Annotated in this window: 14 protein-coding genes and 1 pseudogene; 7 read left to right on the forward strand and 8 right to left on the reverse strand. The window is 63.8% G+C overall.

Going from position 1 to position 16,136, the window contains the following annotated elements; genetic code table 11:
- Positions 1-7 precede the first annotated feature (7 nt).
- A pseudogene (lpxK, locus tag GXB81_RS27770) lies at positions 8-586 on the reverse strand (tetraacyldisaccharide 4'-kinase); the annotation flags it as partial.
- Positions 587-1,166: 580 nt separating this feature from the next.
- On the opposite strand from lpxK, the gene xseA reads away from it, so the two are divergent.
- Complete coding sequence (xseA, locus tag GXB81_RS27775; RefSeq protein ID WP_205990874.1) at positions 1,167-2,546, forward strand: exodeoxyribonuclease VII large subunit; 1,380 nt, start codon at positions 1,167-1,169, stop codon at positions 2,544-2,546.
- Positions 2,547-2,765: 219 nt separating this feature from the next.
- On the forward strand, positions 2,766-3,344 hold the full coding sequence (sodB, locus tag GXB81_RS27780) for a superoxide dismutase [Fe] (protein ID WP_167041043.1): 579 nt from the start codon (positions 2,766-2,768) through the stop codon (positions 3,342-3,344).
- Between the two features lie 351 nt (positions 3,345-3,695).
- On the opposite strand, the gene GXB81_RS27785 is transcribed toward sodB, so the two are convergent.
- Positions 3,696-3,956, reverse strand: coding sequence for a hypothetical protein (locus GXB81_RS27785; RefSeq protein ID WP_167041046.1), 261 nt, complete (start codon positions 3,954-3,956; stop codon positions 3,696-3,698).
- A 276-nt stretch (positions 3,957-4,232) separates the two neighbouring features.
- Between GXB81_RS27785 and GXB81_RS27790 the strand changes: the two genes are divergently transcribed.
- Together GXB81_RS27790 and GXB81_RS27795 are read left to right on the forward strand one after the other, a co-directional pair.
- Positions 4,233-4,784 carry a glycine zipper family protein gene (locus GXB81_RS27790; RefSeq protein ID WP_167041048.1) on the forward strand — a complete coding sequence of 184 codons (552 nt, stop codon included), beginning with the start codon at positions 4,233-4,235 and terminating at the stop codon, positions 4,782-4,784.
- A gap of 40 nt (positions 4,785-4,824) precedes the next feature.
- Positions 4,825-5,055 (forward strand): hypothetical protein, encoded by a 231-nt coding sequence (locus GXB81_RS27795; RefSeq protein WP_167041051.1) that lies wholly within the window; start codon positions 4,825-4,827, stop codon positions 5,053-5,055.
- A gap of 149 nt (positions 5,056-5,204) precedes the next feature.
- On the opposite strand, the gene GXB81_RS27800 is transcribed toward GXB81_RS27795, so the two are convergent.
- Both GXB81_RS27800 and clpP read right to left on the reverse strand, forming a co-directional pair.
- Positions 5,205-6,671 (reverse strand): NYN domain-containing protein, encoded by a 1,467-nt coding sequence (locus tag GXB81_RS27800; protein WP_205990875.1) that lies wholly within the window; start codon positions 6,669-6,671, stop codon positions 5,205-5,207.
- A 152-nt stretch (positions 6,672-6,823) separates the two neighbouring features.
- Entirely contained in the window at positions 6,824-7,474 is a 651-nt protein-coding gene (gene clpP, locus GXB81_RS27805) for an ATP-dependent Clp endopeptidase proteolytic subunit ClpP (protein WP_167041064.1), read from the reverse strand.
- A gap of 268 nt (positions 7,475-7,742) precedes the next feature.
- Between clpP and GXB81_RS27810 the strand changes: the two genes are divergently transcribed.
- Positions 7,743-8,789, forward strand: coding sequence for a sigma-70 family RNA polymerase sigma factor (locus GXB81_RS27810; protein WP_205990878.1), 1,047 nt, complete (start codon positions 7,743-7,745; stop codon positions 8,787-8,789).
- Here GXB81_RS27810 and GXB81_RS27815 read toward each other — a convergent pair.
- The 3 genes from GXB81_RS27815 to GXB81_RS27825 form a co-directional block, all read right to left on the reverse strand.
- On the reverse strand, positions 8,745-10,019 hold the full coding sequence (locus tag GXB81_RS27815; RefSeq protein ID WP_205990879.1) for an EAL domain-containing protein: 1,275 nt from the start codon (positions 10,017-10,019) through the stop codon (positions 8,745-8,747). The two genes, GXB81_RS27810 and GXB81_RS27815, sit on opposite strands and share 45 nt — an antisense overlap.
- A 341-nt stretch (positions 10,020-10,360) precedes the next feature.
- Positions 10,361-11,815, reverse strand: a complete 1,455-nt coding sequence (gene mdtD, locus GXB81_RS27820; protein ID WP_205192755.1) for a multidrug transporter subunit MdtD — start codon at positions 11,813-11,815, stop codon at positions 10,361-10,363.
- Positions 11,816-11,935: 120 nt separating this feature from the next.
- Positions 11,936-13,354, reverse strand: coding sequence for a PLP-dependent aminotransferase family protein (locus GXB81_RS27825; RefSeq protein WP_167041069.1), 1,419 nt, complete (start codon positions 13,352-13,354; stop codon positions 11,936-11,938).
- A 180-nt stretch (positions 13,355-13,534) separates the two neighbouring features.
- On the opposite strand from GXB81_RS27825, the gene GXB81_RS27830 reads away from it, so the two are divergent.
- Complete coding sequence (locus GXB81_RS27830) at positions 13,535-13,840, forward strand: DUF2917 domain-containing protein (RefSeq protein ID WP_167041071.1); 306 nt, start codon at positions 13,535-13,537, stop codon at positions 13,838-13,840.
- 150 nt (positions 13,841-13,990) lie between these two features.
- On the opposite strand, the gene GXB81_RS27835 is transcribed toward GXB81_RS27830, so the two are convergent.
- Entirely contained in the window at positions 13,991-15,226 is a 1,236-nt protein-coding gene (locus GXB81_RS27835) for a citrate synthase family protein (protein ID WP_205990876.1), read from the reverse strand.
- 126 nt (positions 15,227-15,352) lie between these two features.
- Here GXB81_RS27835 and GXB81_RS27840 point away from each other — a divergent pair.
- A partial coding sequence (locus tag GXB81_RS27840) for a CoA transferase (RefSeq protein ID WP_205990877.1) occupies positions 15,353-16,136 on the forward strand: 784 nt, incomplete at its 3' end.

The raw sequence follows: 16,136 nt of genomic DNA on the forward strand, positions 1-16,136 counted from the left end.
TGCGCTACAGCGGCTCGCGCAGCGGACCGGCCGGCAGCAGGAAACCGTTGCCGCCGAGCCGGTGATCGAACACGACCAGTTCGACGTCGCGCGCGAGCCGGTAATGCTGCAGACCATCGTCGCTGACGATCACGGCGACGTCGCGATGCGCGGCGCACAGCGCCTGCGCGGCCGCCACGCGATCCGGGCAGACCCACACCGGCGCGCTCGTGCGGCGCGCGATCAGCAGCGGCTCGTCGCCGCCGACGCTTGCGGAAGAGCCCGGCGTGACGGGCGTTGGTGTGTTCACGCGCGCGCCGTAGCCGCGCGAGACGACGCCGGGCGTGAAGCCCGCGGCGCGCAATGCCTCGACGAGCGCGATCACGGTCGGCGTCTTGCCGGTGCCGCCGACCGTGACGTTGCCGACCACGACCACCGGCACGTCAACGCGCACCGTTTTTAACCAGCCGAGCGAGAAGGCGGCACGGCGCGCAGCCGCGATCGCGCCGAACACGCAGGCGAACGGCGTGAGCGCCCATGCGAGCGGTCCGCGCTGCTGCCACTCGCGCGCGAGGCGCGCTTCGAGACGGTCGTTGAGTTCGCTCATGAGCCAGTGACGGACACGGCTTGCGCGCCGTACGCCGGACGAGGGCGGCGCGGCGACGCGAAGGCGTCATGCGCAATACGCGGGGTCTGCATCAACGCGGTTCTCCGGGCAATCGTGGTGAGGCGAAAAATGACGTGGCGGCAAGCGGCGTCTGTCGTGTCGTGACGGCACGCCGCGACGGCCGGCATCGCCGCGTTCGCGGCGGGTTCGGCATGCCGCCGAACCCGCCACTCTAGCGCGCGGGCATCCCGCCCGGCAAGTCGCGCGGCGCGTGTTAAGCGTCTGCTCACATCTTCTGCCGCGATCCGCAGCCTGTGGATAACTTTGTGGAGAACCAGCCTGCCGATTCGTGGAAAGCGCCGCTCCGTGCGCTCCGGATCGGCCTGCCTAGTCTTTATTGAGATATAAACGCCATATAAATCAATAGCATGCCTCGAATTCACATGTTGTGAAGGGGGGGCTGGCGGAATTCGTCAGGCCATTCCCGCCATGTGGACACTTTTAACAGTTTGGCGATCAGGCTGGACGCCGATGGCCGCTCGGTCTATCGTCTGTCCGGCCAGTCCTACTTATTCCTCGCATGAATTCCGAAAGCCCCTTTTCTTCGCCGGCGATGCCCGGCGGCGAGGTCGTCGTTGCCGTGTCCGCGCTCAATCGTGCGATCGGCACGATGCTCGAACGCTCGTTTCCGCTGGTCTGGGTGGCGGGCGAAGTGTCAAATTTCACGCGCGCCGCGAGCGGTCATTGGTATTTCTCGATCAAGGACGCGCAGGCGCAAATGCGCTGTGTGATGTTCCGCGGCCGCGCGCAGTACGCCGAATTCACGCCGCGCGAAGGCGACCGTATCGAGGTGCGCGCGCTCGTCACGATGTACGAGCCGCGCGGCGAGTTGCAACTGAACGTGGAAGCGGTGCGCCGCACGGGCCAGGGGCGTCTCTACGAAGCGTTTTTGCGGCTGAAGGCGCAGCTCGAAGCCGAGGGCCTCTTTGCGGCCGAACGCAAGCGCGCGTTGCCGGCGCATCCGCGCGCGATCGGCATCGTCACGTCGTTGCAGGCCGCCGCGCTGCGCGACGTGCTGACCACGCTGTCGCGCCGCGCGCCGCATATTCCGGTGATCGTTTATCCGGCGCCGGTGCAGGGCGCGGGTGTCAGCGCGAAGCTTGCCGCGATGGTCGAGGCGGCCGGCGCGCGGCGCGAGGTCGACGTGCTGATCGTGTGCCGCGGCGGTGGGTCGATCGAAGACCTGTGGGCCTTCAACGAAGAAGTGCTCGCGCGCGCGATCGCGGAAAGCGTGATTCCCGTGGTGAGCGGGGTCGGTCACGAAACCGATTTCACGATTGCCGATTTCGCCGCCGACGTGCGCGCGCCGACGCCGACCGGTGCCGCCGAACTCGTGAGTCCGCAGCGCGTGCTGCTGCTGCGCGAACTCGATCATCGGCATGCGACGCTCGCGCGCGCGTTCGGCCGCATGATGGAGCGGCGCGCGCAGCAGCTCGACTGGCTCTCGCGCCGGCTTGTGTCGCCGGCCGAACGGCTTGCGCGGCAGCGCGTGCATCTGCGGCAGTTGAGCGCGAGGCTTGCGTCGGCGGGTGCGCGTCCGGTGCGCGATGCGCGCGCGCGGTTTTCGCTGTTGCAGATGCGCTGGCAGCGCTGGCGTCCCGATCTCGCGGCCGAGCGCGTGCGGCTTGGCAATCTCGCGCAACGTTTGCACACGGCATGGTTACGCCAGCATGAACGTCAGCTTGCGCGGATCGATACGCTCGCCGCGCGGCTCGAAGTGCTGAGCCCGCAGCGCACGCTCGAACGCGGTTATGCGGCCGTGCTCGACGCGCAGAGCGGCCGCGCGATTCGCGCACCGTCTTCGTTGAAACCGGGGCGGCGTTTGACGATGCATCTCGCCGAAGGCTCGGCCGACATCGCGCTCGCCGATGTGCAGGCGCGTCTTGACGATGGCTTCTGATGTTTCACCCATGGGCGCGTGTCGCATCTTTTTTTGCTTTCCGGAAAGCAGGCACGCGCCGTGAGCATTCGCTGAGAAGGCTTTGCGCGCGGCATCTTCGGCATGCCCGGCATAAAGTCCGTTGGTTTGCGGGGTTATTCCAACTCGCCTACAATCGAGTGCTCGATAGCGTCATCCGCAGACTCCCCCCACAACAGATACAGACAGAAGGAAAGCACCATGGAACATACGCTCCCGCCGCTGCCGTTCGCGAAAAACGCGCTCGCACCGCATATGTCGGAAGAGACGCTCGAGTTTCACTATGGCAAGCATCACCAGACCTATGTGACCAACCTGAACAATCTGATCAAGGGCACGGAGTTCGAAAACCTGTCGCTCGAAGAGATCGTCAAGAAGTCGTCGGGCGGCATCTTCAACAACTCGGCGCAAATCTGGAATCACACGTTTTTCTGGAACAGCCTGTCGCCGCAAGGTGGCGGTGCGCCGACCGGTGCGCTCGCTGACGCGATCAACGCGAAGTGGGGGTCGTTCGACAAGTTCAAGGAAGAATTCACGAAGACCGCAGTCGGCACGTTCGGCTCGGGCTGGGCATGGCTCGTGAAGAAGGCTGACGGTTCGCTCGACCTCGTGTCGACCAGCAACGCCGCAACGCCGCTCACCACCGACGCAAAGCCGCTGCTGACGATCGACGTGTGGGAACACGCTTACTACATCGACTATCGTAACGCGCGTCCGAAGTTCGTCGAAGCATTCTGGAACATCGCCAACTGGGACTTCGCAGCGAAAAACTTCGCGTGAGATTGCCGGTTGCCGTGATCTGCCGTGCTTTCGTGGCACGAAGATCGCGATAGTCAAAACTGACTGTCGCGGTTGCGATGAGCGCGGTAGCGAATCAAGAAAGCCCTCCTGTGCGAGGGCTTTCTGTTTTTTTGCGGCGTGGTTTGGGGTTCTGCTTCGACAACGGCTGAATCGGCACGTCCTGTTATGTTGCCGGCGTGTGTCTTTTCCGCTGTTTTTGCGTAGAACATGGTTACAGTTGGTAACCGCGGTTTTGTGCTGACGACGTGAAATGGACGCGGAGAAGCGCTTGCGTTGCGTTGAGCCGCGCGCTGTTAACGAGGTGCTTGCCAGCCGCCTGTTAGCGGTTTTTTAGCCGCCCGAATCGGAGCTGCCCGACATCTGCCGATGCCGATGACCCCGGCCGCTACCCGTCGACGTTACCGAACTGGCTGGCGCGGGCGGTGGCGGCGGATGATTGATGTATTGAAAATTCTGCGCAATGGCGGCACTTGAAAACGTCGTGGCCGGTTGCTGAGGCGCGCTATCAGGCGCGCCCGGCGTGGACTGGGCGAAGGCGGGCGCCGCCCATGCGACGCAAGCTGCGCTCGCGGCAAGAATGAGCCGGTTCATTGAGGTATCCTTTGTTTCGACACGATGGGTGACCGCGTTGCCGTGCGAGCGTGCGGCGGGGTTCGTTTGACGCGAGTGTAGGCCGGTGCCCCGCATAATTTGATTGCCGATGCGCTTACAAGCATTACCTGCCATGACGCGCGCGATCATCGTGTTTTCGCGATGCGCACACCCAACCGGCGTGGCGCGGCGAAAAACTTTCTGTAACGAAGCAGTAACCACGGAATTTGGCGATTAGCCTAACGTTTGAATTCCAATTTCCTGAAGTGCACTACCATGACTTCCAACAATAAATCGATCGGCCTGGCCATCCCGGCGGCCGTTATCGCACTCGTACTCGGCGGTTGCGCCGTGGTACCACCGAGCGGGCCTAGCGTGGTCGCGCTGCCGCGTAGCGGCCAACCGCTCCAGCAGTTCCAGCAGGACGACTACGCATGCCGTGATTACGCGAATCGTTCAATCAATCCATCCGGCGCGGCGCAGGCTGCTACGACGAATGGCGTGAACAGCGCGGCGCTGGGCACGCTTGGCGGCGCGGCGATCGGCGCGCTGCTTGGCGCGGCGGCGGGCAATGCCGGCGCTGGAGCGGCGATCGGCGCGGGCAGTGGCTTGCTGATCGGCGGCGCGAACGGCGCGAATAGCGCCCAGTATTCGGCGGCCGGTCTGCAGGCGAGTTATGACGCGGCGTACGCTCAATGCATGACCTCCAAGGGCGACACGATTGCGCAACCGCAGCCGTACTATGCAGCGCCGCAACCGGTGTATGTCGCGCCTCGTCCTTATTACGCGCCGCCTCCGGTCATGTATTCGCCTTATCCGTACTATTGAGCATCGGAGCCCATGGGCGGTCAATCTGTGTGGATGGGCCTTGGTGTTCAGCGTTGCCGGGAGGTCGGGTCTTTTCGAGCAGGTGAGCGGGTTTGCCGGTTGCCGTAAAGATTTTATTGCTGGCGGAAACGTGCGAAATGAGGTCGGCGAGTTCTTGGCGAAGGCCGTGGGCTTGGATGGGATCGCGGTGAGCTATCGCCTGACATATCGCGGTATGTCAGGCGATATTGTTTTGCGGTCCTGCATGACTGGCAAGGTTATTGCTTTTTGACGGGTTATTGGGTCGTTGAGCCTTTCGGCCGTCGTGATTCGACACGCAGGGCAGGGCGGGCACTTTGGGTGGTACGAGCGGGTACGCGGACGCGTGCATGGCAAACCGTGTACCTGCTCAGCGACTGGGCGCGGATATGCCGTGGTGGTTTATTCCGTGCTCTCCGGCTTGTCCGCCGTTGTTGCCTTACGCGGACGACGGCCGCGTGCTGTTGTCTTGCGAGCCGTTTTCCTCGCAGCCACAGGCGCTTCTCCCTCGCTTCCCGGCGACGCAGAGGTCTCGGTCGGTGCGGCGATCTCGGGCACCTCGTCGATCGGTCGCGGCGTGCTCTTCTTCACCTTCTTCGCAGTTGTCTTGCGTGACGCGCGTTTTTTCGCGTTCTGTGGACGTTCGGGTTGGTCACCTTCGTCTTCCGGAGTGCTTTCGCCGCCAGTGACAGATTCCGGGCTCGCGTGTTCCGATGCTACCGAGGGCGTTTCGGGCTGCATTGCCGCGATTGCCACGAACTCGTTGGCGGACGGCAGCTGCTCATGCGTCTTGTCTTCCTGCGGCTCGGTGAGGATCACCAACTCGGTGACGGCCGGCCCGACCGCAGCGGATTCCTCAGAAACAACTTCTTGCTGGCCGCGACCCGCTTTGCGTTTGTTGCGGTCTTTGCGACGTGATTCGTGCTTGCCACCCGGTTCGCCAGTGTTGGTTTCCGCCGTCTGCGCCTTATAGGAGTGCTCAGCCGGCTCAGCTTCAACCGCCTCGCTCACGGTTTCCCCCGCGACAGTCGCTGCGGCGCTTCGATACACGTACGCGCCCGACTTCTCATCGCGGCCGAATTCAAGCAGCCCACGTGCCTGTGCTTCTTCCAGCAGATTGCCGAAAGCGCGAAAACCGTAGTACGTCTCGTTGAAATCCGGTTTGCGCCGCTTGATGGCGTTTTTCAGTACGGACGCCCAGATCTTGCCGCTGTCGCCTCGTTCGGAAGCGAGCGCATCGAAGGTTTGCACCGCAATTTCGACCGCCTTGCTGCGGCGTTTTTCCAGATCTTCCTTAGGTCGGGTTTTGTCCTCATCGGGCGCGCGTTTGGCGGTCTGCTGAGCACTCTGCTGCGGGCGCGACGATTCACGTCTTGCGACGGAGCGCTGGCTTTCACGCACGAGGTCGTCGTAAAAAAAGAACTCGTCGCAATTGGCAATCAGCAGATCCGATGTGGACTGCTGCACACCGACGCCGATCACCTGCTTGGCGTTCTCGCGCAGCTTCGACACCAATGGCGAAAAATCCGAATCGCCGCTGATGATGACGAACGTATTGACGTGCGATTTCGTGTAGCAGAGATCGAGTGCGTCGACCACGAGCCGGATGTCCGCGGAATTCTTGCCCGATTGACGCACGTGCGGGATCTCGATCAATTCGAAATTGGCTTCGTGCATCGCTCCTTTGAAACTCTTGTAGCGGTCCCAGTCGCAATAGGCTTTCTTGACGACGATGCTGCCTTTGAGCAGCAGGCGTTCGAGCACCAGCTTGATGTCGAATTTGTCGTACTTCGCGTCGCGCACGCCGAGCGCGACATTTTCGAAGTCGCAAAATAGCGCCATGCTGACGTTTTCGTTGGATGACGCCATGTATCTCTCCATTGAAGCGATCGTCGCAGTCGACGAATCGCGACATGATAGCGATTCCAGCGAAGGTGGGCAGCTTTTGTGGTCTGGTCGCACCGATTCGGGTAAAAAAAGCGCTTTGGGTCGCTACAAACGGCCGTTACCAATCAGTCCCGCTAAATGTTTTCGCTCTGAGTCGTGCCGCTCTGCGCATGCCTTGGCCCGCGAGTTTCCAGCACTTCATCGATTAATCCATATTGCCTCGCCTCGAGTGCCGACATGAAGTTGTCACGGTCGGTGTCGCGCGCGATTTCTTCGATGCTGCGGCCAGTGCGTTCCGCCATCATCGCGTTGAGGCGCGCGCGCGAATACAGCACCTCCTTTGCCTGAATCTCGATGTCCGCCGCGGTGCCCTGGCCGCCGCCGGACGGCTGGTGAATCATGATGCGCGCGTTCGGCAGCGCGTACCGCTTGCCACGTTGCCCCGCAGTGAGCAGGAACGTTCCCATGCTTGCGGTGAAGCCCGTGCACAGGGTCGAGACCGCGGGCTTGATGAACTGCATCGTGTCGTAAATCGCGAGACCGTCGTACACCGAACCGCCCGGCGAGTTGATGTAAAAAGAAATATCCTTGTCAGGGTTCTCGGATTCCAGAAACAGCAACTGCGCGACGATCAGACTGGCCGATTGCTCGTTCACCGGCCCGACCAGAAACACAATGCGCTCGCGCAGCAGACGGGAGTAAATATCGTACGCGCGTTCGCCGCGGCCGGACTGTTCGATTACCGTTGGCACGAGACTGGAAGCGGATGGGGGGCTGGAAGGCATGGAGTCCTCGTTACGCGTGACGTGACACATGGGTGGCGCCAGTGGTGAGTAGATGCGTGGGCGACGCTGGTTTGGAAACCGCGCGCTTCATGCACCGGTTGTTGCTCATATGACGAAGCGGCGACCCGCCGTGTGACAGGAATTTTTTTGTATGCCGCTGTCACATCGTCGAGCGCCCGGACGTCAAGCAAGGAATACCGGCGATGGCGAGCGTCCCTCGCAACGCCGCAGGCACACTTTTTCACCACGCACGAACTGGAGGTCACGCATGACGGAACAGGGAATCGACAAGGCATCCAGTTTCGAGGCCGCGCGCGCCCGTCTGCTCGCGCTCGCGTACCGGATGCTGGGCAGTCGGGCGGAAGCGGAAGACCTGGTGCAGGACGCCTGGCTCAAATGGCATCTGGCCGATACGCAAGCGGTGCAAACACCGGTCGCTTGGCTCACCACGCTGACCACGCGCATGGCGATTGACCGCTTTCGGCAGGTGCAGCGGGAGCGCGCATCGCAAACCACCGGCTGGCTGCCGGAGCCGTGGCTCGACGAAGTCGCGCCATCCGCGGAGGAACTGGCGCTACGCACGGCAGACATGTCATATGGCGTGATGCTGCTGCTCGAACATCTGAAGCCGGAGGAGCGCGCAGCGTTCGTGCTGCACGAAGCCTTCGATTGCGACTATGCGGAGATCGCCTCGATTCTCGAACGCACACCGACCACTTGCCGGCAGATCGTCCATCGGGCCAAGGCGCGGCTACAACGTGCCGGCGCACCGCTCAAGCGGCACGATCCGGCGTTGCATGGGCAGATCGTCGAGCGTTTGCGCGTGGCGCTGGAAATGCAGGACCGGGCGGGTCTGCTGCGGCTCTTTAGCGACGCGCCTGAAGTGATGAGCGACGCCCCCTTGTGCGTTCCGCAGAATGCGCCTGTGCATGCCGCGCTGAGCGAGCCAGTTCCGGCACCGGCGCGTGAACCCGTGCGTGCAGGCGAGCCGGCGCCCACCGACTGGATGAACGCGATAACCTCGCTCGCGCAGCAGGCGACCAATGCCGAGGTGGTATCGATGCAAGGGGCCGTGTGTATCGCGCTGTTCTGCGAGGGCGATGTCGTTGGAGTCATCGACGTGCTGACGGACGGCGCAACGGACAGTTCGGCGAGGATCGTCTCGTTGCGCATCGTGACCAGCGCCGCGCGTCTGGAGGCCGCTAACCGTATGCTGGGCCGGGAGGCGGTCAAGGAACTGCTTGCCCGGATTCAGCAGCGTCCGGGGGCTTTAGCTCCGGTGAGCCGCAATTTCCCAATTGATGTCGACGCATAGCACCTGCGTGCCGTGTGGCGTATGGGCAGCAATCGAGGCAGTGACGCACAGGTGCGCTTCGTTGATCGACAGATACGGCGGCGTCAGATGCACCTGACCGGGTTGACGCATCGCCTGAATAAAGTACGGGCGTCGCTCCCAGCTTGCGCCTTCCGAATGCAGCAGCGGGCGGAAGCGCTTGGCGCGTTGCGACGTGCGGCCCGGTGGCAACACGTTGTCGCCAATCTGCCGGCCCGAACCGTCCAGCACGAAGCAGCGAGCCGTTTCGTCAAGTGCGAGCAGCGGCGCGGTGGCTTCGTCGAGCGACTCTCCGGCAACCAATTGCGCGGCGGCCGTCTCCAGCGCGGCGGCATAGGGGGCGAGCCGCTCGGACTGCGCCTTCTCGCGCGTTGCAACCCGTTGGCGCAGCGCGGCGGAGAGCGTATCCATGAGGCCTGCTGCGGCTTGCGGCTTGACCGGTTCGACACTTGGGCCCGCGAAAAAAGCGCCCTGGACGAAGTCCACGTTGCATTCCAGCGCGATCAGGGCATCACGCTCGGTGCTCAGGCCGCCCATCAGCACCAGTTGCCCCGATTCGTGCAGCAGCGAGACGAGGCCCGGCAGTACGCGTTCGATATGCGAGTGTTCGCTGGCTTGCGCGAGGATGCAGCGGTCGAGTGTGACGATGTCCGGTCGCAGATTCCACACGCGGTCGATATTCGAATGCTTCACGCCGAAGCCGTCGAGCGCAATCAGGAAGCCGGATTTACGCAGTACGTCGATGATTTCGGTAAAGCGCGTGGTTTCACCGCCCGCCTGCTCGGGCACTTCGAGCACCACGCGTTGCGGCGGCAAACCAAGTGTTTTCAGGCTGGCAAGCAGCGCGTCACCGTAGCTGGTGTCCATCAGCGCGGCCGGATGCAGACTCAGGAAGAGCCATTCGTCGTGACTGTCGAACGCGTTGAAATTGCCGAGATGCAGCGACTCAGCCAGGCGCCCGAGTTCAAGCAGGTCGCCGCGGCGCGCGGCTTGCGTGAAAACTTCGTGGGAGGGCACGTGCTGAGCATGTTCGTCGTGAGCGCGCAGCGAGGCGTGATACCCGATTGCACGTCGGTGCGACACCGAAAAAACGGGCTGAAACACACTGAAAACGGTGTATTCGCCATACAGAACGGTACGCCGGGAGCCTTCGTCGCCGGCCATCGGGCGGGGTGGCTGAAAGCCGGGAGGATCGAGTTCGATCATGCTCATCATGTCAGTCGTGTGGAAGTGGCGGCGCTTGCAGGCTCGGCACGAGTTCGCACGCGCAGATACGAAAGTTTACAGGATAGGCCAGCAAGAACTATGCGCGTGCACAAACACTGCGTGGGCGTCCAGCCACCATGCTCCGACTCGACCTTCGAGGCCACAATTGTGCGCCCGCTCAAGCGTGAAGGCGATGATTCGCACTTCGCTGGTGCGCGGCGCGCCCTGTTGCAGGTCGGCAGCGCTCGTCGATGGCCCGTGCCGCGGGCCGCTCGAGAAGGCGCTTTACCTCGTCGCAACAGGTCCGGCGATCGGCCTCGCGCCCGGTCCAGCGTTCAGTTCAACGATCAGGCCCGTTCTGACGGATCGGTTTTTTTCGCGGGAGTGCGAATGTCCGGCGCCAACTGCGCGAAGATCCATGACGAACAAGCGGTAATGATGCCGACGCAGAGGAACGTGGCATGAAACGCGGGCAGCGAATTGGCTGCGGTCACGCGCTGCATGATGCCGGTGAAGGTCGCGAGCAACGCGCCGGCCACCGTTACGCCGAGGCTCATCGAGAGCATCTGTACCAGCGAGAACAGGCTGTTGCCACTGCTTGCGCCGCCAGTGCCGAGGTCCTTCAGCGTCAACGTATTCATGGCGGTGAACTGCATGGAGTTGACGCCGCCGAAAATCGCGAGTTGCACGAGCCGCAGCCACAGTGGCTGACTCGCGCTCGTGAGCGCAAAACTCGCCATCATCAGGCCGACCAGGATCGTGTTGGTCATCAGCACGCTTCGGTAGCTGTACCTGACAATCAGCTTCGTCACGAGACGCTTGGATACCATGCCCGCAGCCGCGACGGGCAGCATCATGAGGCCGGCTTCGAAGGCGCTATAGCCGAGACTCACCTGCAGCAACAGGGGAATCAGGTAGGGCATCGAGCCGCTGCCGATCCGCGCGAACAGGTTGCCGAGCAGGCCGACGCTGAAAGTGTGGATCTTGAACAGATCGAGCGGGAAGATTGGCGCCGGCTCGCGCACCGCGTGCAAACCATAGGCGACGAAGCAGGCGAGGCTCAGAATCAGCAGAACCAGCACCGTGGCGTGCTGAATGCCGAATTCGGTACGGCCGTCGAGCGCGAAAGAGATCGCCACCATGCCGACAATCAGAAACAGGTAACCCTGTATATCGAACTTGCCGGTGTCTTCGTTGCGACTATCCGGCATGAAGATAAACGTCGCAATGCAGCCCACGATGCCGACCGGCACGTTGATCAGAAAGATCCAGTGCCACGATGCGATCTTGACGAGCCAGCCTCCGAGCGTTGGCCCGATCAGCGGCCCGATCAGGCCTGGAATTGCCACGAACGACAACGCCGGCAGGTAGCGTTCCGCCGGAAAAGTGCGCAGCACGGCGAGTCGTCCCACTGGCAGCAGCATCGCGCCGCCCACGCCCTGCAGAACGCGGTAGATCACCAGTTGATTCAGCGTATGCGCGTTCGCGCACAGCAGCGAGCCGACCGCGAACACGAGGATCGCGCTGAAGAACACGCGGCGCGTGCCGAGCTTGTCGGCGAGCCAGCCGGACACGGGAATCATCACCGCCATCGTCAACGAATAGGCGATCACCACCGATTGCATGCGCAGCGGCAACTCGCCGAGGCTTGTCGCCATCGCGGGGAGCGCGGTGTTGACGATCGTCGAGTCGAGCGTCTGCATGAAGAAGCCGGTGGCGACGAGCCACAGCATGACGGTGAGCGAACGGGCCGAAGGGGTCGGGGCCGTGTCGCTGGCGAGGGCGGGCGGAGTCGGCGTCATGGGCATGGAGGGCGGCTTGGCACGCAGGGACGGGCTGGGAGTCGCTATTTTATGGAAAAGCGTGGCCTGGCGCAGCCATTTACGGGGGCGGGTGCATGGGGCGGCTTGCCTGCCCTGCCTTCAGTCGTCCGGCGTCAGCTTCGCGGCCGCGCGGAAAAACGCCAACGCGCGCGGATCGTTTCCGAATGCCACATGAATCCGCGTCCACGGGCTCGGCTCCTGGTTTGGCCGGAAGTGGTGGCCCGGCGCGACCGTCACCCCGAACGGGGCGCCGCATTCCACGAGCCGCTCGGCGTTGGCGACGTGCGGCACGCGTGCCCAGACGAATTTGCCGCCCGCCGGTTTCTCGAAAATTTCCCAGCCGGCGTCCTCGAGCGTCTGGATAGTCGAGCCGAGCGCGTCGCGCATCTGGCGGCGCAGACGTTCGAGGTATTTACGATACGCGCCGCGCTCCAGCATCGATACCGCGACCGCTTCGGCAAAGCGCGAGCCGCCGATGCTCGTCAGCATCTTGATATCGACGAGGTCCTTGATGATCGCGTGGCTTGCCACCACGCAGCCGATTCGCAGCGACGACGACAGTGTCTTCGACAGTCCGCCCACGTAAATCACCTGTTCGAGCTGATCGAGCGTGGCGAGGCGGTCGCTGGGATCGGTCTGGAAGTCGGCGTAGATATCGTCTTCGATAATCGCGAAGCGATGCTCGCGCGCCATTTGCAGGAGCCGGAACGCGACCTGCGGCGCTACCGTGGTGCCGGTCGGGTTATGGAACACGGTGTTGATCAGCAGCAGCTTCGGCCGGTGCAGCTTGAGCTGCGCTTCCATCGCGTCGAGATCGAGTCCGTTGTGGACGCGGGCAATGCCGACCAGCCTGACGCCATGCAGCTTCAGCAGGCCGTACAGGTTGTAGTAGCCGGGGTCTTCCACAAAGATCGTATCGCCGGCCTTCAGCATGTAGCGCATCAGCAGATCGAACGCCTGGCTCGCGCCGTTGGTGATGAGAATTTGCGACACTTCGGCGTGGATGCCCAACTGCGCGATGCGGGTGCGCAGATGCTCGCGCAGGAGCGGGTTGCCGAGCGGTGTCGCGTAATCGACCATGCTCGCCGGATCGGTGCGCGACACGTGGCGGATCGCCTGGGCGATGCCGTCCATATCGCGCCAGCTTTCCGGAATAAAGCCGCTGCCGAGCTTCAGCGTTTCGCCCGGATGGCTGAACTGCTGCAGCAGGTGGTCCGATTCATCCTCGGCGCGGCGTGGGTCCGAGGCGCCTGTGCAGAGCGTGCTCGCCGGTTGACGATTGGCGACGTAGAAGCCGGAGCCGTGACGCGAGTCGACATAGCCGAGCGACACCAGCCGGTCGTAAGCCTCGATTACCGGAAAGCGGCTTACGCCGAAGTCGGCGGCGAACTGGCGAATCGACGGCAATTTCGAACCGGGGTGCGCGTTGCGCGAGCGAATCCAGGCGGTGACGCCCGCGACGATCTGTTCGGTTAGCGGCACGCCGTTGTCCCGATCGAGCTGGATATCGAGCTTCATACCGTGGTCTCCTCCGCGGGCCGGCGAGCCGAAATTGCCACTCACGTCGAGCCAATCAGGCCAACTGTCCGGTTTTTTAACTGAACAGTTCCGATGAAAGTGTTCGGAACTGTGCATGGGTCTCCGATCATCGCACGTCAATAATCGGTACAACAGAAAAGTTTTTTTAGGAGAACGGCGATGCGTGAAGTCCGGATTTTCGAACTCGAACATGGCGAGCCCGCGGCGGCCTGGCGTGTCGCGCGTCCGTCGATATTCAAGGTGATCTCGGGCGAGGTCTGGTTGACAGTCGAGGGCGAGCACGAGGATCACTGGCTGGCGATGGGCGAGTCGATCGAACTGCCGCGCGGCGCGGTCGCGTGGATCAGCGCCGGGCAGGCGGGGGCGCGTTTTGCGCTCGCGAGCGGTTCTGAGCACGCGGTGCCGAAGCCACTATTCGGCCGGCCGATGCTGGCCTGGCTGGCACGCCGCCCGAGCGTGGTCTGAAGCCGTTCCACGAGCGGTGGTTGGCGCGCGTTTAGCCCATGCCCGTTCGTGGTAGCGCGCGGAGCCTCAAGAGACGAGGGGATCGGCGCATCCGCACCTGGGTCTCGCCGCGTGCTCCAGCTCAGCAGCCCATGCACCCATCGCCGCGAATCACCTGTCCACCTCATATTCCCCGATATACCGTGCGCGCGGCCGGATCAACCGTCCGTCGCGTGCCTGTTCCATCGCATGAGCAATCCAGCCGACCACGCGCCCGACCGCGAATAACGTGAACGCCGCGCCGGCCGGCAAGCCGAGCACCCGCTCGATCGCGGCCAATGCAAAATCGACAGTCGGCTCGGCGCCGGTCGTGTCGCGCACCGCGCGCGCGAGCCTCAGCACATTGTCGAGCGATGAGCGGCTGGGCGCACGGTCGGCGAGCATCGTCAACAGTAATTGCGCGCGCGGATCGCCATCTGGATAAAGCGGATGACCGAAGCCCGACAGCAGCGGACCCTGCGCGCCTTGTTCGGAATGCGCGAGACGGTTCGCGAGGTAGCGGTCCAGATCGGGCGCGCGCGCCGCTTCTTCGAGCAGTGCGGCGATGCGCACCGTTTCCCCGCCGTGACGCGGACCGGCCAGCGCCGCGAGTCCGCCCGCCACCGCGCCGAACAGGTGCGTCCCCGTCGAGGTGATGCAGCGGACCGTAAACGTCGACGCGTTGAGTTCGTGATCCGCACAGGCGACCAGCGCCGCGCGCAGCAGTGCGCTCTGTTGCCGGTTGCGGACCTGCCACGCGGCGGCGAGTTGCCGGTGTAGCGGTTCGTTCGACGGCGCCGCCGGCAGCATCGCCGCAGCCAGCAGCCGCATGACGGCGCATGCGGTGTCGAGTTGCGCGTCGCGGCCGAGCGCCCACACACGCGGCATCTGCGCCGCGGCGGCCGGCAGCAGCACGAGCGCGCGATCGAGCGGCGTGCTGTCGCTCCACAGTTTGAGCCACGCGCCCCATTGCGCGGGCGCGAGCGGCACGGCCGGCGCGTCGGCGATGCGCCGCGCGCTGCATTCCCACAGCAGCGCCGCGACGTCTTCGAGCGATGCGCTGCGCGCGAGCTCCATCGCATCGTGTCCGCGATACAGAAGACGCCCGTCTGCGACCAGCGTGATCGACGATTCGAGCACCGGCACGCCCCAGTCCAGCACCTTCTGTGCGACCTTGCCCGCACGCTTGCCGTCGGCCTTGCGGCGCGCGAGGCGGCGTACTTCGGCGGCATCGTAGAGGCGGTGCCGGCCTTGCGCGTCCGGCGACGAGCCGAGCATGCCGCGGCTCACGTACGCATACAGCGTGGGCAGGCTGATGTCGAGCATTGCGGCCGCTTCGGCGGCGGTGAGGAAAGTCTGGGCTGGCATGAAAACGTGTGGAAACCGAAGAAATCAATATATATTGATTATCATAATCAAGATTGATTGCGGCAAGGCGGAATTCTAGACTCGGGTCACTTCATTTCCGTCAGCGCGCCGAACGCGCCCCATGCCATGACGCCCGAACTTGCTCTCAAACATATCTGGACGCTTGCCGGATGCGATCCGGTTACCCTGCATTCCGTTGCGCTGAGCGGCGCGGACCCGGGCCTGCCGTCGGTCTACCGCGTCGGCAGCCTCGCTTCGGCGACGATCGCGGCGACCGGCCTTGCCGCGGCCGAGTATTGGCGCTTGCGCAGCGGCCGCAGGCAACACGTGGCTGTGCAGATGCGGCGCGCGCTCGCGGCGTTTCGCAGCGAACGCTATCTGCGTATCGACGACGGGCCGCCGCCCGTGCTGCGCGATCCGGTGACGGGGTTCTACGAAACGCGCGATGGCCGCTGGGTCCAGTTGCACACGAACTTCGCGCATCACTTGCAGGGCGTGCTGCGGGTGCTCGGTTGCGAGAACGGGCGCGAGCCGGTGGCCGCCGCGATTCGCAATTGGGACGGCGCGACGCTCGATCAAACGCTGGCCGACGAGGGCCTGTGCGCCGCGTTGATTCGCACGCCGGAAGAATGGGCCGCGCTCGAACAGGCGCGGGCGATCGCGGGCTTGCCGCTGTTCGAGATCGAGCGCATCGGCGATGCGCCGGCCGAGCCGCCGCGCCGTGTCGGGAGCGGGCTTGACCGGCCGCTCGCGGGCGTGCGCGTGCTGGACCTGTCGCGCATCATCGCGGGACCGGTGGCTGGACGCGCGCTCGCGCATCCCGGCGCGGAGGTGCGGATGATCAACGGGCCGCATCTGCCGAACACCGCGCCGCTCGTGATCGAAAACGGTCGCGGAAAGCGCTCGGCCG

The organism is Paraburkholderia sp. Ac-20336, assembly GCF_017105025.1.
Classification (GTDB): Bacteria; Pseudomonadota; Gammaproteobacteria; order Burkholderiales; family Burkholderiaceae; genus Paraburkholderia.

Coding starts and splice junctions, on each gene's coding strand:
- xseA (WP_205990874.1), top strand. CDS start 1,167: ATGAATTCCGAAAGCCCCTTTTCTTCGCCGGCGATGCCCGGCGGCGAG.
- sodB (WP_167041043.1), top strand. CDS start 2,766: ATGGAACATACGCTCCCGCCGCTGCCGTTCGCGAAAAACGCGCTCGCA.
- GXB81_RS27785 (WP_167041046.1), bottom strand. CDS start 3,956: ATGAACCGGCTCATTCTTGCCGCGAGCGCAGCTTGCGTCGCATGGGCG.
- GXB81_RS27790 (WP_167041048.1), top strand. CDS start 4,233: ATGACTTCCAACAATAAATCGATCGGCCTGGCCATCCCGGCGGCCGTT.
- GXB81_RS27800 (WP_205990875.1), bottom strand. CDS start 6,671: ATGGCGTCATCCAACGAAAACGTCAGCATGGCGCTATTTTGCGACTTC.
- clpP (WP_167041064.1), bottom strand. CDS start 7,474: ATGCCTTCCAGCCCCCCATCCGCTTCCAGTCTCGTGCCAACGGTAATC.
- GXB81_RS27810 (WP_205990878.1), top strand. CDS start 7,743: ATGACGGAACAGGGAATCGACAAGGCATCCAGTTTCGAGGCCGCGCGC.
- GXB81_RS27815 (WP_205990879.1), bottom strand. CDS start 10,019: ATGAGCATGATCGAACTCGATCCTCCCGGCTTTCAGCCACCCCGCCCG.
- mdtD (WP_205192755.1), bottom strand. CDS start 11,815: ATGACGCCGACTCCGCCCGCCCTCGCCAGCGACACGGCCCCGACCCCT.
- GXB81_RS27825 (WP_167041069.1), bottom strand. CDS start 13,354: ATGAAGCTCGATATCCAGCTCGATCGGGACAACGGCGTGCCGCTAACC.
- GXB81_RS27830 (WP_167041071.1), top strand. CDS start 13,535: ATGCGTGAAGTCCGGATTTTCGAACTCGAACATGGCGAGCCCGCGGCG.
- GXB81_RS27835 (WP_205990876.1), bottom strand. CDS start 15,226: ATGCCAGCCCAGACTTTCCTCACCGCCGCCGAAGCGGCCGCAATGCTC.